Source organism: Verrucomicrobiota bacterium, assembly GCA_016200005.1.
Lineage (GTDB): Bacteria > Verrucomicrobiota > Verrucomicrobiia > Limisphaerales > PALSA-1396 > PALSA-1396.
In genome coordinates this window covers 24,357-44,923 of the sequence record JACQFP010000012.1, presented here as the reverse complement: position 1 = coordinate 44,923, position 20,567 = coordinate 24,357, and the positions used below count along the sequence as shown (strand labels likewise).

At 57.7% G+C, this 20,567-nt stretch carries 18 protein-coding genes, 1 tRNA gene and 1 pseudogene; 10 read left to right on the top strand and 10 right to left on the bottom strand.

The window, feature by feature from the left end; genetic code table 11:
* Positions 1-128: 128 nt before the first annotated feature.
* On the bottom strand, positions 129-1,010 hold the full coding sequence (locus tag HY298_03840; GenBank protein MBI3849413.1) for a TIM barrel protein: 882 nt from the start codon (positions 1,008-1,010) through the stop codon (positions 129-131).
* 136 nt (positions 1,011-1,146) lie between these two features.
* Between HY298_03840 and HY298_03835 the strand changes: the two genes are divergently transcribed.
* The 3 genes from HY298_03835 to HY298_03825 all read left to right on the top strand — a co-directional run bounded on the left by HY298_03835 (position 1,147) and on the right by HY298_03825 (position 3,932).
* Positions 1,147-1,220, top strand: a tRNA-Gly gene (locus tag HY298_03835).
* Between the two features lie 74 nt (positions 1,221-1,294).
* Positions 1,295-3,094, top strand: coding sequence for a hypothetical protein (locus HY298_03830; GenBank protein ID MBI3849412.1), 1,800 nt, complete (start codon positions 1,295-1,297; stop codon positions 3,092-3,094).
* Positions 3,095-3,119: 25 nt separating this feature from the next.
* Positions 3,120-3,932 carry a hypothetical protein gene (locus tag HY298_03825; GenBank protein MBI3849411.1) on the top strand — a complete coding sequence of 271 codons (813 nt, stop codon included), beginning with the start codon at positions 3,120-3,122 and terminating at the stop codon, positions 3,930-3,932.
* Positions 3,933-4,200: 268 nt separating this feature from the next.
* Here the strand turns inward: HY298_03825 and HY298_03820 are convergent, their stop codons facing one another.
* The 3 genes from HY298_03820 to HY298_03810 all read right to left on the bottom strand — a co-directional run bounded on the left by HY298_03820 (position 4,201) and on the right by HY298_03810 (position 6,459).
* On the bottom strand, positions 4,201-5,283 hold the full coding sequence (locus HY298_03820) for a hypothetical protein (GenBank protein ID MBI3849410.1): 1,083 nt from the start codon (positions 5,281-5,283) through the stop codon (positions 4,201-4,203).
* A gap of 291 nt (positions 5,284-5,574) precedes the next feature.
* Complete coding sequence (locus HY298_03815; GenBank protein MBI3849409.1) at positions 5,575-5,931, bottom strand: cupin domain-containing protein; 357 nt, start codon at positions 5,929-5,931, stop codon at positions 5,575-5,577.
* A gap of 81 nt (positions 5,932-6,012) precedes the next feature.
* Entirely contained in the window at positions 6,013-6,459 is a 447-nt protein-coding gene (locus HY298_03810; protein MBI3849408.1) for a DUF5069 domain-containing protein, read from the bottom strand.
* Positions 6,460-6,659: 200 nt separating this feature from the next.
* Between HY298_03810 and HY298_03805 the strand changes: the two genes are divergently transcribed.
* The 3 genes from HY298_03805 to HY298_03795 all read left to right on the top strand — a co-directional run bounded on the left by HY298_03805 (position 6,660) and on the right by HY298_03795 (position 8,946).
* Positions 6,660-7,022 (top strand): hypothetical protein, encoded by a 363-nt coding sequence (locus HY298_03805; protein ID MBI3849407.1) that lies wholly within the window; start codon positions 6,660-6,662, stop codon positions 7,020-7,022.
* Positions 7,023-7,064: 42 nt separating this feature from the next.
* Positions 7,065-7,298, top strand: a complete 234-nt coding sequence (locus HY298_03800; protein MBI3849406.1) for a hypothetical protein — start codon at positions 7,065-7,067, stop codon at positions 7,296-7,298.
* Positions 7,299-7,506: 208 nt separating this feature from the next.
* Complete coding sequence (locus tag HY298_03795; GenBank protein MBI3849405.1) at positions 7,507-8,946, top strand: NAD(P)/FAD-dependent oxidoreductase; 1,440 nt, start codon at positions 7,507-7,509, stop codon at positions 8,944-8,946.
* A gap of 195 nt (positions 8,947-9,141) precedes the next feature.
* On the opposite strand, the gene HY298_03790 is transcribed toward HY298_03795, so the two are convergent.
* The 3 genes and pseudogenes from HY298_03790 to HY298_03780 form a co-directional block, all read right to left on the bottom strand.
* A complete protein-coding gene (locus HY298_03790; GenBank protein ID MBI3849404.1) occupies positions 9,142-9,432 on the bottom strand; it encodes a helix-turn-helix domain-containing protein in 291 nt (96 codons plus the stop codon).
* 4 nt (positions 9,433-9,436) lie between these two features.
* Positions 9,437-9,746: pseudogene (locus tag HY298_03785) on the bottom strand (type II toxin-antitoxin system RelE/ParE family toxin).
* An 84-nt stretch (positions 9,747-9,830) separates the two neighbouring features.
* Positions 9,831-10,610, bottom strand: a complete 780-nt coding sequence (locus tag HY298_03780; GenBank protein MBI3849403.1) for an NIPSNAP family protein — start codon at positions 10,608-10,610, stop codon at positions 9,831-9,833.
* A gap of 163 nt (positions 10,611-10,773) precedes the next feature.
* Here HY298_03780 and HY298_03775 point away from each other — a divergent pair, with 163 nt between their 5' ends.
* Together HY298_03775 and HY298_03770 are read left to right on the top strand one after the other, a co-directional pair.
* Entirely contained in the window at positions 10,774-11,583 is an 810-nt protein-coding gene (locus HY298_03775) for an LpxI family protein (protein ID MBI3849402.1), read from the top strand.
* A 23-nt stretch (positions 11,584-11,606) separates the two neighbouring features.
* Positions 11,607-12,116 carry a hypothetical protein gene (locus HY298_03770; protein MBI3849401.1) on the top strand — a complete coding sequence of 170 codons (510 nt, stop codon included), beginning with the start codon at positions 11,607-11,609 and terminating at the stop codon, positions 12,114-12,116.
* Between the two features lie 37 nt (positions 12,117-12,153).
* On the opposite strand, the gene HY298_03765 is transcribed toward HY298_03770, so the two are convergent.
* The 3 genes from HY298_03765 to HY298_03755 form a co-directional block, all read right to left on the bottom strand.
* Positions 12,154-14,493, bottom strand: a complete 2,340-nt coding sequence (locus HY298_03765) for a response regulator (protein ID MBI3849400.1) — start codon at positions 14,491-14,493, stop codon at positions 12,154-12,156.
* A gap of 37 nt (positions 14,494-14,530) precedes the next feature.
* The gene (locus tag HY298_03760) at positions 14,531-15,109 is read right to left on the bottom strand and encodes a YfiR family protein (protein ID MBI3849399.1); all 579 of its coding nucleotides are present in this window, start codon (positions 15,107-15,109) and stop codon (positions 14,531-14,533) included.
* Positions 15,110-15,177: 68 nt separating this feature from the next.
* On the bottom strand, positions 15,178-17,178 hold the full coding sequence (locus HY298_03755) for a TonB-dependent receptor (protein MBI3849398.1): 2,001 nt from the start codon (positions 17,176-17,178) through the stop codon (positions 15,178-15,180).
* A gap of 195 nt (positions 17,179-17,373) precedes the next feature.
* Between HY298_03755 and gnd the strand changes: the two genes are divergently transcribed.
* Positions 17,374-18,828, top strand: coding sequence for a decarboxylating NADP(+)-dependent phosphogluconate dehydrogenase (gene gnd / locus HY298_03750; protein ID MBI3849397.1), 1,455 nt, complete (start codon positions 17,374-17,376; stop codon positions 18,826-18,828).
* A 296-nt stretch (positions 18,829-19,124) separates the two neighbouring features.
* The gene (locus HY298_03745) at positions 19,125-20,564 is read left to right on the top strand and encodes a hypothetical protein (protein MBI3849396.1); all 1,440 of its coding nucleotides are present in this window, start codon (positions 19,125-19,127) and stop codon (positions 20,562-20,564) included.
* The last annotated feature ends 3 nt before the right edge of the window (positions 20,565-20,567 follow it).

Here is a 20,567-nt window from a genome sequence, read left to right as displayed (position 1 = left end):
GCCCTGGTTACAAGTGGCGATGGGGTCGAAGCGCGAACGGCTGGATTCGATTGGGTGCTCAAAACAATTGAATGGGGATTTGGCCGCGCGGATCGACTCGCAGCTCACCTGGCTATTGCCATGTCAATTCAACTGGCAAGGGCCTTATCCATCCGCTCAGAAAACTCTTTCAAGCTCTCGCTATCCTTCGTCTGATCACCCGGTTGTTCGGAGATGCCCCAGCCTTTATAGCCCACGTCATCCAGCGCCTTCATGATTGCGGGCCAGTTGTTGTCGCCCTCGAAAAATTTAACGCCGAAACCTTTGGTCTTGCTGAATTCCTTCACGTGCAGTTTGAGGATGCGCTTGCCGATGACCGGTATCCATGTCTCCGGCGGGCTGTATTTGATGACGTTGCCGATGTCGAAATGCCAGCCGACGTGTGCGCTGTTGATCTCGTTGAGGTAGGCGGCGGCCTGGTCCGGTTTGGTGATGAAATTATTCCAGACATTTTCGATGGCGACCTTGACGCCGGTTTCTTCGGCCACGGGAATCGCCTTGCGAATCTCCGCGATCGACCGCATCCAGCAATCCTCGTAGCTCACGCCGTCCTTCACCACGCCCGGCACGAGCAGCACCGACGTGGCACCGTAGCGTTTGGCGTCGTGCAAGGACTGTTTCAATCCGGCCAACCCTTCCTCGCGGACGACGGGGTTGGGGTCGGAAAGCGGTTTGCCCCAATGCGTGTTGCAGCAAACGCTCGCGGCCTTGAGTCCCGTTTCTTCGAGCGCCTTGACGACTTCGTCCTGATTCATGTGGCTCATCGGCTCGACGCCGGCAAAACCTGCTTCCTTGATGGCCTTAAATTTTTCCATGACCGAACCTTTGAAGCCAATGGTGCCGTACATGATGGCTTTTTTGATGTCGCGCTTGGCGGGTGCGGCGCCCAACCAATTCGGGCAGAGGGCGGCCAGTGCAACCGTGACACTGCCGGCTTTGATAAAATCGCGGCGATTGATTTTTGTATTCATGGTTTCTGGATTCGATGTTTACGAGCGACGCTTTGTTCAACTGTTACGCCGAGAGGGTGGAAGCGTCAAGCCATGCGAAGGTCAAACTGCATAGTTGCGTCCCCATCGCCGGTTTGCTAGAAAGACAGCGAAGACAGCGGGTGTGGTTCAATGGTAGAATATGGCCTTCCCAAGGCTGAGACGAGGGTTCGATTCCCTTCACCCGCTCCAATCTCAGATTGGCTTAAGCACACACCGCGAAATTGTGCAATCGCTCAAGCCACAGTGCACGAAAGGGACACCTTATGATCAGTGATGCTGCCGCCCTCGTTTTGTTTGCCATCCGCAGTTCCATTAAATTGGGCCAGCAGATGCGTCAGGCTTACGTGGACTCGACCAAGAACCGCGAGTTGGTATTGCCGCTGCCAAATTTCTTCAGCGAGATCAACATCGTCTCAGCCGCCAACTATTTCGATGTCAAGGGGCAGGCGTACCTGGCCGACCGACCAAAACTCGCCGCCTTGCTGCAAAAGCGAAAGACGGCTGGCAAAACTCTTACCGCGGAGGAAGAAGCGGAAGTCTGCACTTATCACATCGAATTCGAAAATCTCGACCGGGCGAAACGCGACGGACTCGGCGTGGGCGGGGATGGTTCGACGCTCAATGCGCGCGACCTGAACGCGCTCATCACGATCCGCCAATGGCAACGCGGCGACAACCCGAATCCCTCGACGCTCCAGCGCATTGCCGGCACGTTGGTGGAGATTGGAGTTGATTACTTCGGCAACGTTCCCGGCGCGCTCGACAAGAGTTCCCGCCAGGGCAAGGCCATCGGCGGTTTTCTCGACGCACTGCATGAGATCAAGTTCAGCGAGGAAAAGTTGGGCGAGTTGCCGGGCCGATTGTTTGTGGCCGCATTGGAAACGATTTCTGAAAACAGCGAATTGCTTTCTGCCGACGCCAAGGTGCAGGAACTTGTGAAGGTCACGACGAAATCGGTGAGCACGGATGTGGCCCGGCGTCTCGACCAGCTCGGTGGCACGGACCTCGTCAAGGCCGAGCGCGTGCGCGACTGGGCGGAACTGGTTTTCCGCAGCGTACTCTCCAGTGCGGGCGGCCTGGTGCTTTCCAATCCCAAGCGTTACCTGGGCATCGAGCAAGAAGGCCAGGCTGCGCTCGTCAGCCGAGTCGGTGAATCGGTCCTGGGTCTGGTGCTGGATGATTCTGGCGTGAAATTGGATCGCCTCCTCAGCCGTCAGGGTCTTGAGAAAATCACCAAGACCGCGCTCGCGGTCGTTGGTGAACATCCCGAAATCCTGGTCAAATCCAAGAATGCCGGCCTGCAAAAACTGCTCTCCGCCATTGCCACCGAACTCAGTCAATTCGACACGCTGCTCACGCCTGATCTGTTGCCGGAACTCACGCGGCTGATTCTGGAAAAGACCGGCGAGAACCTGGCCTTGCTCTGGCCGGACCTCGAAAACAATCCGCAGAAACACCTCCTGCTCACCGCGGCCAGCACCACCTTGCGGATTCTGTCACGCCCGCCGGCTGCGAATGAAAAATGGAAATTTCAATTCAGCAGCGCTGACGTTCTGTCCGTTGCTGGAGCCGTGCTCGACGAACTGGCGGCGAATCCGACCTGGTTGCTCGACCAGGCAGGACAGGTCAACGACAATCTCAAGCTGGCGCTCGACGCCGCTCTCGGCGTTTTGCGCATTCGCGCCGATGCCAGGCTGAGTTCCGCCACCGCCGTCGAAGTATTGCGGGCCGTGGTAATGAAAGTCGGTTTGCGGAAAGAATTCCTCGAAAAACTTCCGAACAGCGCCCAGCCGCTCGTGACCGCCGCTCTGGACGCAATTTTCAAAACAATTTTTGACGGCCAACTCCAGGCCAGTGCGGCGTGGCAGGTGGTGCGGAAAGAGACAATTGTCACCATCGTGAATCTCAGCCTCAATCAGCTTGCAAAAGCCAAGCTGTCCGCAGAAAAAGTGACCGCCTTCGCGGCATTCATCAAACAGCAGATTGATCTGCTCGCTGCGGGAGGCGCGCTGGATTTGCCGGTGCTTGAGGCCAAGCTTCAGACGGTGCTGGCCGCTCCGTGAACCAAACCGAAGCGCACGAATGACTATGAAGACAACTCGCAGTTTCCAACGGCACCGCGCCATTGCTCGGACAATGACCGGCACATCCATCGCGCTGCTCGTGGTACTGGCCGTCGGTTGCGCCAGCGTTAACCGGCTGCGCGAGGCCCAGGACGCATTCAACCAAGCCGCCGCTGCCGAGAACGCGTTGCGTTTCGACGCCAAGGCTTCCGATGCCGTGGCCAGCCTTGGCGCAGTGCGGAGCGGCTACGCGAGCGCGTTGCTCAGTCTCGACAAACTCGAGAACAGCAAAGACCAGGATCAACTTCGCAACGAGGGATTGTGGGGCACAGCACAAACTCTGAGGGCACTCAGCCAGTGGCGGCTCGCTCAGTTTGACAAGGCCATCGCCACCGCGGAACTGGCGACGAAGAGCGGAGGCGATCAGATTTATCCCCGTGATCGCGCAGTGATTACTGCGCTGCCGGGTTTGATCAAGACCGATCAGGCCTACGCGAAGATCCTCGCAAACGGGTCCTTGTTCGATGTTATCGCGCTGCTTATCGGTGATAACGGCGCCGTGGCCAACATCGAACGCGCCCGCGAACAGGTGGAGAGGGATCATCCCGTGCAGGTTTATTTGATCCAGGCCCAGTTGGCTGCGTACCGGAACTATCAAGTCGCCATCGACCGCCTCAACAACCATGCCACAGTGCCAGCGGGACATCCCGCGCGCGCCAAGGCGAACGCGCAACTCAAAGATCTCAACGTCCTCCTCAAATCCCAAAAGACCGGCCAGGCCGGCCAGAATCTCATAGACTATTGGGTCGAGCTCTGTGCGCTGGATGCGCCAAATTAGTAAGGCCCATAGGAGGGTTGTGCGCGCAACACGAGCGTGTCGCACAGCTTGGCCGGAACGATGCAGACCGACGAACCCCTCACCCTCGCCCTCTCCCCGTCGGACGGGGAGAGGGAAGGTTTTCGCGCGTAGGGACGACACGCACCGTTCGGTGATTTGCAGCAACGTCACCGCAGTTTCGCCCTCTCCCCATCGGATGGGGAGAGGGCGAGGGTGAGGGGCGTGTTCAACTGCATTGCGACGGCTTACAAATTGCCAGACGGCTCAACTATTTCGCCTCCAAGCCGACGCGAATGTCGGTCAACTCCTTCTGCCAGGCGTCCGGAATCGTTGCTACACAAACCGTCATCCCGCCGAGTTTGTGCGAACCAAAAACCACCTGCCGTCCCTTGCGGTCCCAGCCGACTTCTGGATGCTCACCCTGACCGTAGGTGCGATGATTCGTCGTGAGCAGGCGGGGTCGCGTTGTCTTCCCTTCGAAAAGCATGATGTCGCCATGCCAGTTGTCGGCGGCGATCCAGCGTCCATCCGGGCTGCCGGACGTGTGCCACCAATTGCGTTTGGCGATGTCCTTCGGCGCGGCACCCGGCCACCAACTGCCGGCGCCGATAATCCGGATGGTGCCGGAATGCAGGTCCATCACCTTCACGTGCGACTCCTCCGTCGGTTTCGGCTGAACGCCGCCGCAGAAAATCAACTGGTCGTTCACCCACCACGATTCGTGGGTGACCAGTTCGTCGGGAAGCGCCTTGTAGGGGCACCACGGTTTCCGGTCGCGGATATCCACCACCCAAAGACGATCAGGTTCACCGGCGAAGCTGAGCCAGTAGGGATTGGTCGTGCTCCATTGCACGTGCCACTGATAGGTAACGCCGTCCGGAACATCGCATAGGCGTTCCGATTTGCCGGTATGCGCGTCGATGATCACGATGCCCGCCTTGGCCCCGCCAGCCACCGCCGGCTGACCCACGGCAACGTAGCGTCCGTCGCAGCTTTCGTTGAGCGTCCCATCCATGCCGCGCACGGTGCCCAGGTGCCGCTCACGCGCCATCACTTGCGCATGTTTGTGCGCATCTTTGACCTGGATTGTGATGGCGAGTTGGATTTCCAGCACACGTTCCCCCGCCGTGCACAACACGCTATTACGGTTCACCGCCGCCGAGGCACTGCCTACCTTCGAACCGTCTGCGGCCGTAAGTTGCACCAGTCCGCCGGTCTCGACGACGTAGGCCATCAATCCGCCTTTTTCGCGCGCCGAGTAGAAAAAAATCAGCGAGCCGTCCGCCAGCCACGAGCGTTGATGAAAGTACAGATGCGTGTCCTTGGACTTTGCGTCGGTGAGAAACAACATGTCGGTGCCAGTCTCGGGATCTTTCTGGAACGAGTCTTCGCGAGGGAAAACCGGCAACGCGTACTCTGGCCCGGGCGCCGGCTCCTTGGCTGGGGCCAGTGAAGCTAACGGTCCAAAGATTACAAGAGCGACCGATGGCAGAAACTTTGACCTCAGCCAGCGTCCAGTAAATGTCGAGATTCTCATGGAGCGGGAGGCTCGCGCTTCCGCAGGCGGCGTCAAGTCTCATCTGATCGCTGCACGCACGATCGAAGACTCTCGAGATAATGAGCGCGGCACCACGTCACTCCGTCAGGTCGGTTCGATTTCGTGAACGTCGTGCAACACCCCGCGGGGAATGCAGACGACCAGCACCTTCAGATTGCCCCAGGCCCTGTGCTTGACGCCACGGGGCACATAAACCGCCACACCCTCATGCAAGTCAATCTTACTGTCGTCGAGTTGCATCCAACCCTGACCGCCGAAGACATAGTAAATTTCGTCAGTGCGCTCGTGATAATGCAGTTTGGCGTCGGTGATTTCGAGGTGGTGCAATTCCGCCGCTGCGCCATCCTTTTCTTCGATCAGCGGACGGATTTGTCCACAGGTTTCGGCCCACGGTTTAACTTCAGCCGCGTCGCGCCGGAAATAGTTGAGTGCTTGATTCATATTCTGACTGGTTGCGTGTGACTGGTTGTTGCCGGCGCCAATGGTCAAAGATTTCACCAGATCGTGCAAACCCAAAAAAAACTAGATCCTCTTCTCATCCGCGTCGATGAAATCAACGAATGTCTCGATGTCATCGCGGTGAGTCAGGCCGGCCTGTTCTTTGCGCAGCTTCAGTCTCGCCTGCAACGCCGAGTCCCCGCTCCTGCCATAATTCAAGATCGCATCTCGATGCGTGGCCTTTTCAGCCTCCGTCTTCTTCACGTTTTTGATCACCCAATCGCACACTTCTCCGTCAGTGATGGTATTCTTAACCACTTCGATGAATTGCTCGGCGGACAAACCGGCGGCCTTGAGCCACGCGCCATCAAAACCTTTGGTGAAATTTTCCTGGTAATCCGGGTGCAGCTTCCCCGCCAGGTGCAGGCGGATTTTATCAACAAAGCGAGGCAGATATGTCCACCCGGCCATGACTTCGCGCGGGCTGCGGGGATAAATGATGTTGCTCAAGTCACGAATTGTTAGGAGCACAACGAATCCTGTCAATCAGTCAGCGGCACGGAACGGTAGGCAGGCAGCCGCTTGCGCTGTCCTCCACGATCAAAGGTTTCTACCGCCGGTGGCCGAAGCACTTGCAGCAGCGATTGAAGAGCCGGAGGTGAGTGCCTAGTGCCTAAAGAGTCCCAAAAAAATGTTGACAGTTGGTGGGGAAGGCATACGATGCCTCAAACATGAACCAGACGCAGAAGCAATTCTTCGTCTCCTGCAAAGCGTCAAACAGTAATTTTCTATCTTTGGTGAAAAGGCTTCTTGGCACTTTATGCGTTCTCATCCTGTGCCTAGCAACACTCTCATGCACCAAGATCGAGCCGGTCAACACACATGGGGCGGGACAGTTGAAGCTCGATCCAACCAAATTTGCTGACGCGATCCCGGATGATTATGGACCGCTGATCGGCGTGACCCAAAACGCAGAGAATCCCGCGTGGGTCGGGCTCTGGTTTCAGAAATCGGACAGGACGATCACGGCCGTATTTGTGAACATTGACCAAGGGAGGATCCATGAAAAAACGCTTACGATTCCGCGAAAATAGCCTGGATTTGAGCCTCCCCGAATATGAAGATCGAGAACAGCTATGACTCTTGAAAAGGTGATTTCGATGGCATCCCGCCTCTTCTTCTTGGGGGCGTTCGTGTTGCTCGGGCTCGCCGTGATCGACAGGATCGCGAAAGCATTTGGCTATAAGATCATTTTGCTCGGTCGGTTTCCTGCAGACCGTCTTTTGGAGATTGCGGTCGTTCTCTTGGTTTTCGTCATCGCGATACAACTCAGGGAGATTAAGCGAGAGTTCAAGAAGAGGAACCCCTAAACGGTTGAGGCGCAGGCCACATTCCCCCGAAGCGTCAAACAGCAAATTCGTATCATTACCGGGTTGCGCGGCCTGTCCCTTCCCGACAAAGAAGAAATAAGACTGCCAGAACGCAGTGTCTGGCTCCTAACGTCGGTGACGACACACGGGACTCCAGCTTTCCACAAAATCATTTGACGCTGCCTCGCCCTGGTTAATCTTCTGCAGCATGAATCAGTTCGACTACGACGTTGCCGTCATCGGCGGCGGGAGTGGCGGCTACGCCGCGGCGCGAACGGCGTCGGCTGCGGGGTTGCGCACCGTCGTCATCGAGGGCGGCGATGAGGTCGGTGGCCTCTGTATTCTACGCGGTTGTATGCCAAGCAAGGCGCTGCTTTACGCCGCCGATGTAATCCATCTTGCCCGCCACGCCGGCACATGGGGAATTCATGCACGCGACGTTGGCTTTGACTTTTCGCAAGTCATGGCGCGCAAGAATGCGATGATCAAAAACTTTGCGGATGACCGGCGCAAACAACTCACCGATGGCCGATTCAAGTTCATTCGAGCATCCGCGCGATTCGTTGACCCGCACACGGTCGCGCTCGACAGGAGAGGGAATCTTACGGCGGGACATTTCATCATCAGCACCGGCTCAGTCGTGGCGCCACCTCCCCTGCCCCAGCTTTGCGGAGCCAACTACCTTAGCAGTGACACGGCACTGACGCTGACCCGACCGCCGAAATCTCTGATCGTTCTCGGTGGCGGCGCTGTGGGCGTTGAGTTCGCCCAGTTCTTCACGCGTTTCGATGTCAATGTCACTTTGATCCAACGAAGTGAACACATCCTGCGCCACCTCGACACCGACGCCGCCATTGAACTTGAAAAGGTTTTCCGCCGAGAAGGCATCACGCTTTACAACAACACCAAACTGACCGATGCCTGGTGCGAAGGAAAATTGAAGGGAGTTACGTTTGAACACGAAGGTCGGACCGTTCGCGTTGCCGCTGAAGAAGTTCTTCTTGCGTTGGGGCGCGTTCCAAACACCGGCTCTTTGAACTTGGACGATGCCGGCGTGTCCACCGAAGGCGGTCGCATCGTGACCAACGACCGTATGCAAACCAGCGCGGCGCACATTTACGCGGCGGGCGATTGCACGAACAGGCATGAAGTTGTTCACATTGCGGTCCAGGAAGGAGAAATCGCCGCCCATAACATCGCTAATCCCGACAGGCCGCGAAGTATCGACCATCGCCTATTAATTACCGTCATTTTCACTGATCCGCAAATTGGCTGTGTTGGCCTCTCAGAAAATGAGGCCACGGCGCGTAACATTCCATTTCTAGCCGCCAGCCATCCCTTCAACGACCACGGCAAGTCGCTTATCATGGAAGCGCTCGATGGTTTTGTGAAACTGCTCGCCAATCCAACCACCGGCGAAATCATCGGCGGCTGTTGCGTCGGCCCGATGGGAGGGGAATTGATTCATGAAATCATCGCCGCCATGCAGAAGCGCATGACGGTTCACGAACTGGCGGCGATGCCGCATTATCATCCGACGCTCGCCGAAATCTGGACTTACCCGACGGAAGAGCTGGCGACAAAGAACCGCCAACAGCCGGTTACTCGATCGGCGAATAGTCCGTCGCTTTCAAATAAACGGATTTGACTCCACCCTCAACCGTCAGCGGGCCACCGGCTTTGGCTTCGGATTCGGCCTTGGCTCTCCTCCAATCGGGATCGGAGGCAAACGCTTTCCACGATTCAGCGGCGGCTTCCTTGCTCTTGTGCGCCACCAGGTAAATCAGCGGCTCGTCGGCGCCTCGCTTGCGGCCTTGAACAACTCGCCCGACGGTGGCTTCTCTTACGCCACCGCTTCCAAAATAACCTTCGGGTGCTTCGCCGCCACTTTGAGCAGCACTTTGGCCGGGCCGGTGGGTTTGCGGCGGCCCTGTTCCCAATTCTGAAGTGTGTCCTCGCTTATGCCGAGCAAGCGGGCAAACCGCGTCTGCGAGACACCGAGCTTGTTCCGGACGCGAATCACGTCATTGGCAGTCTTGATTTCGAATTTGCGGGAGGGCCGGGCATCGCCGCGCTCGATGCCCGCGGCTTCCTTTACGCTTTGCAGCAGTTCGTCGAATAGTTCTTTCTTCATAAGTTCAAATCTCCAACGCTCTCCGAAGCTGTTTCACTTGATCCGCGCTCAAGTCATCCTGCTCGCTCTTCGGATAGACGAGCAGCAGCGAGATGCGGTCTTGGGCAACCCACCAGTAATAAATCAGCCGCAAGCCGCCGCGCTTGCCGTGCCCGCCACCCGCCCACCGAATCTTCCGCATTCCGCCTGACCCCCCGGATTACCTTCCCGGCATCAGGATGCGCCGCCAGATACAACTGCAACGCCGAATACTGTTCGTCCTCCATGAGTTGAAGGACGCGCTTCGTGAACGTGGGTGTTTCGATAAAGACCACGCGAAAGAAACTACGTCAGAGGCGTAGGCAAGTCAAACCAAGTCATCCTACGCCGAGAAGCTATTGTGAAAACGAGCAGGCTGTTTACTTGATCGGCGAGTAGTCGGTCGCTTTCAAATAAACGGATTTGACTCCACCCTCAACCGTCAGCGGGCCGCCGGCTTTGGCTTCGGACTCGGCCTTGGCTTTCTTCCAATCGGGATCGGAGGCAAACGCCTTCCAGGATTCAGCGGCGGCTGCCTTGCTCTTGTGGGCGATCAAGTAAATCAGTGTGTCATCCGCGCCCTTGTCCTTGTCCATCGGAACGCCGTAGCCAATGTTCTGAATGCCGTGTTTCTCGAAGAGTTTGCAGGTGTGATCGCGAAAGCGGGCATGAAGATCATTCAGTTTTCCCGGAGCGGCCTTGTAAGTGCGCAACTCGAATACGCGTGGCTCACTGCCGGAGTTCTGGTCTTCCGTCGGAGAATAATCCGTAGCTTGCGTGAAGACAGATTCCACTTTGTTCACGAGCTTGCCGTTGGCTTCGGAAGCCTTGTAAGCCGCCTGCCAGTCCGGGTCGGCCATGAATTCCTTCCACGATGTCTTGGCCGCCTCGCGGCTGGGATGAGCCAGCAGGTAGATCAACTTGTTCTCAGAATTATCCAAAGGCACCCAGTAGCCGAGATTTTGAATGCCATGTTTCTCGAACAGTTTGCAGGTGTGATCGCGAAAGCGGGCGTGCAACGCGTCGAGCTTGCCCGGCACCGCGTAATAGGTGCGCAACTCATAACACGGCTTGTCCCCGGCGGCAGGCGCGGACGGAGTGAGCGACAGTGAGCAAACGAGGGTCAGGATGGACGAGCAAAGATAAACGGGCTTTAGCATAATTTGTGTGATTTGATGGTTTCTATTTGTCCGAGGATGTCACTGGGAATTTGCCGTACTGTCAAAGCAAAAAAGTTGTCAGTTGCTCACTTGCCACGTAGCATGTCCGCCATCGAACTGAGTTGAACAACCACCGACTACAGACTGCCGACTACTGACACGCATGGAATCTCTGGGCATCATCGCGGGAAACCGCTCCCTGCCATTGATCTTCGCCCGACAGGCGCGCCAAATGGGCGTCCAACGGCTGGTCGCTGCCGCTTTTGAAGGCGAAACCGACCCCGGCCTCGCGGCGCTCGTCGATGAGATCGTCTGGCTCAAGGTCGGTCAGCTTTCCAAATTGATCGGCACGTTCACCGAGCGGAACGTCAAACAATGCGTCATGGTGGGACAAATTGCGCCCAAGAATCTGTTCGACATCCGCCCTGACTTGCGGGCCGTCGCCATGCTGTTCAAGCTCAAGGAAAAAAATGCCCACACGATTTTTGGCGCCATTGCCGACGAATTGAAAAAGGACGGCGTCGAGTTGATCATCGCCACGCCGTGGCTGAAACCGTTGATGCCTGGCGAAGGTTTCCGTCTCGGCCCGAAGTTGTCGGCGGAGCAACGGGCTGATGTGGCGTTCGGTTATCGGATCGCCAAAGAGATGTCGCGGCTGGAAATCGGCCAGACGGTGGTGGTGAAAAACGGCACCGTGCTCGCCGTCGAAGGATTTGAAGGGACGGACCGATGTCTTGCGCGCGGCGGGGAACTGGCTGGCAAAGACGGCGGCGCCGTCGCGGTCAAGGTCGCCAAGGAAAATCACGATTGGCGTTTTGACATCCCTTGCCTCGGGCCGCAGACGTTGGAAGTCTGCGCCGCGGGAGGAATTTCCGTGCTGGCATTGGAAGGCGGCAAGACGTTATTGTTGGAACAGGAAACTTGCGAACAACTGGCAAAACGGTACAAGATCACGGCGACGACTGTCAGTTGAAATCAGAATTTTGAACCAGACCCATGCTGACCTGCCACGAACTTTTCGGCTTCATGTCCCCGGCGCTCGCGGGCGAAATTCTCACCTTCGCGTTCGAAGAGGACAAGGACCTTTACCGCGCCACGCTCCACGCGGTCGCCGATTCACGCAAAGTGCGGCCCATTTTTCTCGAACGTCAACCGCGCGCCCAACGCCACACCGGCATCCTCACCGCCCTGGCCCGGCCGTCCATGGAATTGGTGGCGGGAAACCTGATCCGCTCGTGGCTGATCAAGAAACAGAAAGCCATGCTCGTGGATTTCCTGGACGCGTTGGGTTTGACCCATGATCAGGGTGCCGTCGAGGATTTGCCCGCGTCCATGGACGATGGAAAGCTCCGCAGCGCGGTCGATACGTTGCTCGCCAAACATCCGCCGGAAGCCACGGCGGTCTATTTAAATGCGTTCAACGACATGAATGGCGCCAACTGGCCCAATTTGAAAGCCATGCTGGAAACGGACCCCCGGCTGCAATTGGGCGGCCGGGCGGCTTGAGCGGTGTGTGGTTCCGGTGGTCTGCCCGGTGTCGGCTTCAGCCTTTCCCGTCGGCCTTCGACCGACCGAGATCCAGACTCTCACGCACCATTCGCGCCAACCGGGAGGCATCAAAAGGCTTTTGAAGAAAATTTGATCCGTCCAACTGCAGCGTCCCTTCGCCAACCAAATCCGCGCTGTAACCGCTGGTGTAGATGACGCGCAGTGGCGGTTTCTCGGCTCGCAGTTTTTCCGCCAGTTCCCGGCCCGATATGCCGCCGGGCATCACCATATCGGTCAACAACAAATCAATCTGGCCGCGCTGTTGCAGCCAGATCTGCAGGGCTTCCACGCCGGACTCCGCTTCCAGAACCTGATAACCGTAGCGCTTCAGCACATTTCTCACCAGAACGCGCAGCGGGGTTTCATCCTCGACCACCAGGACGGTTTCCAAACCGCCGCGCGCGGCGGGCGGGGCAGGCGGGGTGGTTTTGTCCAGCAATGGTTCGGCCCCCTCGGAGCTGGCCGGCAAAAAAATCTTGAACAGAGCGCCTTGGCCCGGCTCGCTCGTGGCTTCGACCCAACCCTGATGTTGCTTGACAATGCCATAGACCGTTGACAATCCCAGCCCGGTGCCCCGTCCAACTTCCTTCGTCGTGAAGAACGGTTCAAAGATATGGCTTAACGTCTCGGCGTCCATGCCACAGCCGGTGTCGCTGACGCTCAGGCAGACAAAGTCGCCGGCTTGCGCTTCGGGATTTTGCTGGACGTAGGCCGCGTCGATTTCCTGGGCGCGCGTGTTGATGACCAGGTTTCCGCCTTTGGGCATGGCATCGCGCGCATTGACGGCGAGATTCATCATGACCTGCTCCATCATGCCGGCATCCGCGCGGACCGGGCGCAGATGGGGGCCGGGCTGGAAGTTCAGGGTGATGTTCTCACCCAGCACCCGGTGGAGCATTTTGATGACGCCGCTGACGACCTCGTTCAAATCCAGCAACTGGGACACCATGATCTGTTTGTGGCTGAACGCCAGGAGTTGACGCACCAGGTTGGCCGCCCGCTCCGCCGAAACGGAAATCTGCTTGCACGACGCGATCGCGTTGTCGTCGAGGTCGGGGTTGCCCAGCAACAGGCCGGCATGCCCCTGAATCACCGTCAGGATGTTGTTGAAATCGTGCGCGATGCCCGCTGCCAATTGCCCGACCGCCTCCATTTTCTGCGATTGACGGAGCTGGATTTGAAGCTTGTGCTGCTCGGTCATGTCGCGGGAGACCGTGGCCAGGCAGATCGGCTCATTGGTTTGTGGATTGCGGATGAGAAAGGAACTCATGTTCACGGAAATCGGCTTGCCGGTCTTGAAATGGCGCAGTTGAGTCTCGCCCTGCCACACGCCCCCGGCCTTGATCGCGGGAAAAATTTCATCGCGCAGTTGAGCCTGAGATTGCGCCGGCACATATTCTATAATGCGGGTGCCCTGGACCTGCGCGAGCTGGTCCTGCCCGACCAGTTTGCGACCGGCTTCATTCAGGAACAACACCTCGCCGTCCAGCGTGGCCAGGCCAATGAAATCGTTGCTGTTCTCCACCAGAGCCACCAATTTCTGGTGTTCCTCCTCGGCCCGGCGGCGTTCGGCGATTTCCTCCTTCAACTGGGTGTTGGCTTTGGATAATTCGAGCGTCCGTTCCTCCACGCGCTGTTCGAGTTCCTCGCGCGCTTCGTGCAAGGCCCGGTCGCGTTCCTGGATTTGCGTCAGCATCTGGTTGAACCCGTCCACGAGCAGACCCAGTTCGTCCTGGCTTTGCCTGGCAACGCGGACCGAGTAGTCCTTCTTCTCGGAGACGACCTGCGTCGCCCGGGCCAGATGCAACACCGGCTCTGTGACGACGCGTTGCAGCCGCTGGGAAAGGAACAGCGAGAGCAGGAGCGAGGCGAGCAGAACGGCCGCCGCGATTTCTCCGTAGAGCAGCAGTCGGGAATGCATCGCTTCCAGATCAGACTGGATGTAAACGGTGCCGATCGGCATGCCATCCAGCACCATCGGATCAAACATCACCAGGTAATTGTTCTCGAAACGCGAGCCTTGGTGCTCGACGGGCGGGAACAACTTACTGCCGCTCTTGCCGTCCCGGACGTATTCGGCAAAAACCTGCCCGTCCTTGTCGTAGATGCAGGCGCGGACAATGTGGGGTTGCACGCGGAGGGCGGAGAGGTTTTGCGCGGCATCCCTGGGATCGTTGAAGGAAAGCGCCGCCATGCTGTCATGGCCGATGACGTGGGTCAGGATGGACAATTCGCGCGGCATGGCCTGGCGGACGGAAATCAGTTCGTAGGTCACAAACGCCGCGCAGGCCAGCAGCAAGCCAGCGCTGCTGGTCACCACAATGATCGACATCATCTTTCGGCGCAGCGAAATGCGCGACCAATCCCACATGTTATTCTTTCCTCTCCGACGGGTTGTTGTGCACCACTTTCGCCAATTTCAACAGTTGCGCGCTGACGGTGAGTCCGGCCTGTTGGGCGTTGCTCTTGTTGATTTCAAAGCGGACTTTGTTTTCCTCCATCACGAAACAAATCATCCCGCCGCGGTCGGCGAATCGCCGGATATCACTGACTGTCAGCACGGCGGCGCCTTTGAGGGCCTCGAAAATTTGCGGCAGCCGCGTTTCCTCCGTGGCACCGATGAACAGAATCTGACAGTTCCGCGCCGCTTGCGCGGTTTCGCACTGTTTGATCTTCACCGGCCGGCGATTGACGATTTTGTCCTTGAGGATTTGATCAAGATCGGCACCAAAGGGGTTTCGACCCAGCACGCCGACCACAAACGGCGCGTCGTTCGAGGCCGCGGAGACCGATGGCCACTCCACAAACTTGGCAAAGTTATACAGGAAGGCCGCCTTGACCTGATATTCCGTGGGCGCCGGAGTTTGCGCCAGGCACTCCATGCCTTCCGGCGCTAAAAGTACGAGAAGAAAAAGGAGCCTGCCCGCCAGCAACCAAAGACGGCCGGACATCCTCCTCTCCCAAGCTGCGCGCCGAGGTCCGATTGGGACGCCCGCCCAACGGTCGGTTTTGCCAACACCTAGAAACGCCATGTGACTTTGAAATAAACGCTGTTCTCAACCGCCGTGGCCTGAGTGCGCAACAAGGTTGGCGCGAATTCCGAATGCCGGTTGTCCAGCAGGTTTTGGCCCACCACGGCAAGCTCAAGGTTTTTGTTGGGTCGCCAGGCCAGTCGCACATCCATCACCACGTAGCTGCTGATCTTCAAATTCGGCAGGCCGTCCACGTAACGCACTTCGCCGTCCAATTCCCAGTGGCGCGTCAAGTCCATCAACGAGCGCACAAAAAACTGATGTTGCGGACTGCGCCCTTCCGCGCCATGCGAGATCGGATCCGCACTGCCGGGCCGATTGTGGAGCTGAATACTCAGCCACGAATAGGCGGCCTGCAAACGCCACCAGTCGGTTGCCTGCCAGGTGGGAGAAAACTCCACCCCATACGTCTCACCTTCCAGCAGGTTGTTGACTGTCAGCGGAATGATGACCGGCACGCCCGGCACGGGCGCGCCCGGTTCGAACGACCGGAGCTTGTCGTAGTCGTTGTAAAACGCGGCCATATCGAACGACAACCGCTCGTGGGGCCGGACGCGATAGCCCAGTTCATAGGCCAGCAATTCCTCGGATTCAAACGCGCGGCTTCCGAGAATGGAAGTGACCGTGCCTGGGAACGGTCCCGGCTGGTTCAATCGCACATCGTTTTCCGCGCGGGATGGCGTGCGCACCGCCCGCGAAACGGACGCCCACACCGTGTGCATTTCGTGCGGTGTCCAAAGCAATCGCGCGTTGGGTTGCACTTCAAAGCCCGTGTAATCGTTGTGTTCGAATTTCGAGCCCAGCGTCAGCCGCAATCGTTCCGGCCACAACTTGATTTCGTCCTGCACAAAGGAACTGAACAATTGCGTGTTGCGGCGGGCCGGCGAGAAACTCAGAGTGTAGGTGTTTCCAATCTTGTCGCTCGACAGCGAATAGCCGGCGCCGCACACCAGGTCATTGCGCGAACCGAGCGCAAAGCGATCCTGCAGGTCAAAATCGAACGTGTCGCGCTTTTCGGAAAAGATAGCGGTGTCGCGCTCCGTGCGGTCATAATACACCTGCAGTTGGAGATTGGCGTCCTCGGAGAACGTTCTCGTCCAACGGCCCAGCATATTTCCGCCTCGCGTTATGTAATTGTCCATCACAGTTTGAACGAACGGCGGCGTGGGCGTCGCATTCGTAAATGTTTGTTCGACGCGACCTTCGTAGGCGTCACCTTGCAATGTCAGCAAATGCGTATCGGAAGGCGTCCAGTCCACCCGGAAACCGCCACGTCCACTGTACCAGCCATCGTTTGCGTCGCCGCCGAAGGGAATAACGGAGTCATCATGGTTGGCGAATTTGCCATAGACGCGGAAATAAGTGTTCTCACCGAGCTTGTCTCCATAGCGAACAGCGCCAAAGCCCTGTTCTTCGGTCCCGACGCCGGCCACGAGCAGCGTGCCTTGGGTTTCCTTCGCCGGTTTGGTGATGATGTTGATGACGCCGTTGACGGCGTTGGCGCCCCACAAGGTTGCGCCCGGACCACGAATGACTTCAATGCGATCCACATCCTCCAGCATCAGGTCTTGCACGTCCCAGAACACGCCGGAGAAAAGCGGTGTGTAAACGCTGCGCCCATCAATCAAGACCTGCAGTTTGTTGGCGAACACTTCGTTAAAACCGCGCGCGCTGATCGCCCAATTGTGCGCGTCCTGCCGGGCCACTTGCAGTCCGGGCGCCAGCCGCAAGGCCTCGGCAACGCTGGTCACGCCGGAACGACGGATGTCCTCCTGCGTGATGACCGTGACAGCCGCCGCCGCGTCCGCCAGCTTCTCCGGCTTCTTCGAAACGGAGGTCACCTCGATGTTCATGAGGTCTTCCATACTCATTTCCGTTAGCTCGGTCAGCTTCGCATTGGGCGGGTCGGCCTCCGCCGCCCAACCAGCCTGCGTCTCCGCCAGAGCGAGGCAAAGCAAAGTTAGTGTGCGCATCGTGCTCATCTTCATTGGATCATCAAACTGTGAAAATCACCCACCGCTCTCTTGTCTCAGGCCAATGGCGGGCAGAGTGGCACAACTCAGCGCGATGTAAATAGAAAAAAAATCGTCCGGACTTTTCTTGATTCCTAAATCAAAAAAACAGCTGGCGCGCGCTTCAGCCTCTTGTATCGTGCAGGTCGCAATTTTTGGAAGGACGACAACATGGAACCAAGAGCAGACATTGCACTCATCGGCCTGGCCGTCATGGGTCAGAATCTCATCCTCAACATGAACGACCACGGCTTCACGGTGGTCGCCTTCAATCGCACCATCTCAAAGGTGGACGCTTTCATCGCCAACGAAGCCAAAGGCACCAAGGTCCTCGGCGCTCATTCCATCCCGGAACTGGTCGCGCTTTTGAAAAAACCGCGCCGTGTGATGCTCATGGTCAAGGCCGGCCGCGCCGTGGACGAATTCATCGAGCAACTCCTGCCGCACCTGGAAGCGGGCGACATCATCATCGATGGCGGCAATTCGCTTTTTGAGGACACCATCCGGCGCACAAAATATGTCGAGTCCAAGGGACTGCTCTACATCGGCACCGGCGTCTCTGGCGGCGAAGAAGGCGCGCGGCGTGGCCCGTCGATCATGCCGGGCGGCTCGCCCGCGGCGTGGTTGCACGTCAAAGAAATCTTCCAGGGCATCGCCGCCAAGGTTGAAGACGGTTCGCCCTGTTGCGATTGGGTCGGCGAAAACGGCGCCGGCCATTACGTCAAGATGGTCCACAACGGCATCGAATACGGCGACATGCAGCTCATCTGCGAAGCCTATCACTTGATGAAAGTCGGCCTCGGCCTGAGCGCCGGGGACATGCACAAGGTCTTTACCGAATGGAACAAAGGCGATCTGGATTCTTATCTCATCGAGATCACCCGCGACATTCTCGCGTTCAAAGACGCGGACGGCGCGCCGTTGGTGGATAAAATCCTCGACACCGCCGGTCAGAAGGGCACCGGAAAATGGACCGTGAATTCATCGCAGGAACTCGGCATCCCGATCACGTTGATTGCCGAGGCGGTTTATTCGCGTTGCATTTCTGCGCTCAAAGAGGACCGTGTCGCTGCCGCCAAAAAGCTAAAAGGCCCTAAGCCATCCATCAAAGGCGACCACACGAAATTCATCGAGGACATTCGCCGGGCGCTTTACGCGTCCAAGATCGTTTCCTATGCGCAAGGCTATATGCTCCTGCGCGCCGCCGCCCAGGAATACCAATGGAATCTCAACTACGGCGGCATCGCCCTCATGTGGCGCGGCGGCTGCATCATCCGCAGCCGCTTTCTCGGCAAAATCAAGGAAGCTTACGACAACAAACCGAAGCTCACGAATTTGTTGTTCGACAAGTTCTTCAGGAAAGCCATCAAGGATTGCCAGCGTTCGTGGCGCAACGTGATCGCCGTCGCAGCCCGAAAAGGTATTCCGATGCCGGCCTTCTCCACCGCGCTGAATTTCTACGACGCCTATCGCTCCGAACGGTTGCCGGCGAATCTCCTCCAGGCCCAACGCGATTATTTTGGCGCGCACACTTACGAGCGACTTGACAAACCACGCGGCGAATTCTTCCACACCAATTGGACCGGCCACGGCGGCCAGGTTTCAAGCACCACGTACAACGTTTGAGAACCATCCCCAATTCGCGCTCCGCCATGGCGACACGGCACGTTCGGCATCCAGGACGACACATCCGAAAACAGGACAACCGCTTCTGAGCACGACAAAATCCGCTCAGGAATTGCCAATAGCTGCGTAGCAAGTTCCTCGCAAACGCGGATGATATTATCTGCGTCGATTTCCAGTCGCGGACGAACTTCCGGAATTCACAGCAGGTTCGCACCGAGGCACGGAAGCATTGATGCGCATAAACCCGTCACAACATGACCTGAACATCATCAACCGTTAATGAGGAGTACAAAATCATGAAACCACTCAGTATCACGTCCGTTGCAGTGCTGATCGCAGCGTTGTCTCTCGGCGCGCCGCTAAGTTCGTCCGCCAAGCAACAATCAAAAGGCAAAAGCTCGTTTGACAACACCGGTTTTGACGATAGTGCGACCGCCACCATCAACTCATCTCTCAAATCATCCAAGTCGAAGGTGTTGATCAAGTGCAAGGGGCTTGAGGCAGACAAAGATTATCGCCTCATTGTTGGCGGCGTCACGCGGGCCACGTTCACCAGCAGTTCCTCAGGCAAGACCACGCTGGACTTTCAGAATCCGCCGAGCAGTGCGTCCCGATTGCTGGATTTTGATCCTCGCGGTAAACAGGTCAGCATTAGCGACGATACGAATTCTGTCTTGGAATTGCTGTTCTCCGGCGAAGGTGAACCTGACGGTTCGCTCGTGAGTGAAAGCACAGACCTGACACCCACTGCTCTGGCCGGAAGCGGCCATGCCGAGGCCAGCTTCTACAACAAAACCAGCGGCTCCAGTTTCAAGGTCCAAATCGAAGACGTGCCCGCCGGTGATTACCAATTGTTCGTGGACGGAGTATTGCGCGGCACCATCACGGTCGGTTCAAAAGGAAAAGGCGAAATCGAATTCGAATCCTCGCCGCGCCCGCCCGCGGTGCTGTTGGACTTCGATCCGCGCAACAAGACCATCGACATCCTGCAAAGCGGCAATTTGTTCTTCACCGGCGGCATGGCGGCACAAATTCCCGGCGTGAACGATTGCACCGTCTCGGAATCCCTCGTCAGCTTGACTTCCACTGGTGCCGATGCCGACGCGACTGGCTCGGCGCGTTTCCGCGTGCGTGACAATTGCGAACGCGATTTCCGGGTGGAAGTCGAAAAACTCCCGGTCGGCAGCTATGACTTGTTCGTCGCCGGCGCTTTGCGCGGCAGCATCAATGTGGTCAGCACCAATGCCAGTACGAAAGGCGAGATCGAGTTCGACACGGAGACCGATGATCCCGGCGAACTACCGCTGACGTTCGACCCGCGCAATCAAGTCATCGAAATCAAACAGGGGGCGACGACGTTTTTCTCGTCCACGTTCAGCGGAGGCACCAACGGCGGGGCGTGCAGCCTCGTGGACAACGAAGTGCCATTGATCAACTCCGGCATCGACGCTGATGCCAAGGGCAAGGCGCGCTTTCGTCAGGACAGTGACTGCCGCCAGAACTTCCGCGTCGAAATCGAAAACCTGCCTGCGGATAACTACACATTGCGTGTCGCTGGCGTGGATCGCGGCACCATCACCGTGGTCAACGTGGCAGGAGATTTCCAAGGCCACCTCGAGTTTGACACCGAACCCGACCAGCCGGGCGAAGTGCTGTTGAACTTCGACCCCCGCGGTCAACTCATCGAAGGCGTTCAAGGCGCGACAATCTTTTTGAACCGCACCTTCCCCAACTGATCT

Excerpts from the sequence above, each read along its gene's own strand:
- HY298_03775 (MBI3849402.1), top strand. The coding sequence starts at position 10,774 with ATGGAATCTCTGGGCATCATCGCGGGAAACCGCTCCCTGCCATTGATC.
- HY298_03800 (MBI3849406.1), top strand. The coding sequence starts at position 7,065 with ATGACTCTTGAAAAGGTGATTTCGATGGCATCCCGCCTCTTCTTCTTG.
- HY298_03815 (MBI3849409.1), bottom strand. The coding sequence starts at position 5,931 with ATGAATCAAGCACTCAACTATTTCCGGCGCGACGCGGCTGAAGTTAAA.
- gnd (MBI3849397.1), top strand. The coding sequence starts at position 17,374 with ATGGAACCAAGAGCAGACATTGCACTCATCGGCCTGGCCGTCATGGGT.
- HY298_03820 (MBI3849410.1), bottom strand. The coding sequence starts at position 5,283 with ATGTTGTTTCTCACCGACGCAAAGTCCAAGGACACGCATCTGTACTTT.
- HY298_03745 (MBI3849396.1), top strand. The coding sequence starts at position 19,125 with ATGAAACCACTCAGTATCACGTCCGTTGCAGTGCTGATCGCAGCGTTG.
- HY298_03830 (MBI3849412.1), top strand. The coding sequence starts at position 1,295 with ATGATCAGTGATGCTGCCGCCCTCGTTTTGTTTGCCATCCGCAGTTCC.
- HY298_03770 (MBI3849401.1), top strand. The coding sequence starts at position 11,607 with ATGCTGACCTGCCACGAACTTTTCGGCTTCATGTCCCCGGCGCTCGCG.
- HY298_03790 (MBI3849404.1), bottom strand. The coding sequence starts at position 9,432 with ATGAAGAAAGAACTATTCGACGAACTGCTGCAAAGCGTAAAGGAAGCC.
- HY298_03805 (MBI3849407.1), top strand. The coding sequence starts at position 6,660 with ATGAACCAGACGCAGAAGCAATTCTTCGTCTCCTGCAAAGCGTCAAAC.
- HY298_03765 (MBI3849400.1), bottom strand. The coding sequence starts at position 14,493 with ATGATGTCGATCATTGTGGTGACCAGCAGCGCTGGCTTGCTGCTGGCC.
- HY298_03795 (MBI3849405.1), top strand. The coding sequence starts at position 7,507 with ATGAATCAGTTCGACTACGACGTTGCCGTCATCGGCGGCGGGAGTGGC.
- HY298_03780 (MBI3849403.1), bottom strand. The coding sequence starts at position 10,610 with ATGCTAAAGCCCGTTTATCTTTGCTCGTCCATCCTGACCCTCGTTTGC.
- HY298_03825 (MBI3849411.1), top strand. The coding sequence starts at position 3,120 with ATGAAGACAACTCGCAGTTTCCAACGGCACCGCGCCATTGCTCGGACA.
- HY298_03755 (MBI3849398.1), bottom strand. The coding sequence starts at position 17,178 with ATGAAGATGAGCACGATGCGCACACTAACTTTGCTTTGCCTCGCTCTG.
- HY298_03840 (MBI3849413.1), bottom strand. The coding sequence starts at position 1,010 with ATGAATACAAAAATCAATCGCCGCGATTTTATCAAAGCCGGCAGTGTC.
- HY298_03760 (MBI3849399.1), bottom strand. The coding sequence starts at position 15,109 with ATGTCCGGCCGTCTTTGGTTGCTGGCGGGCAGGCTCCTTTTTCTTCTC.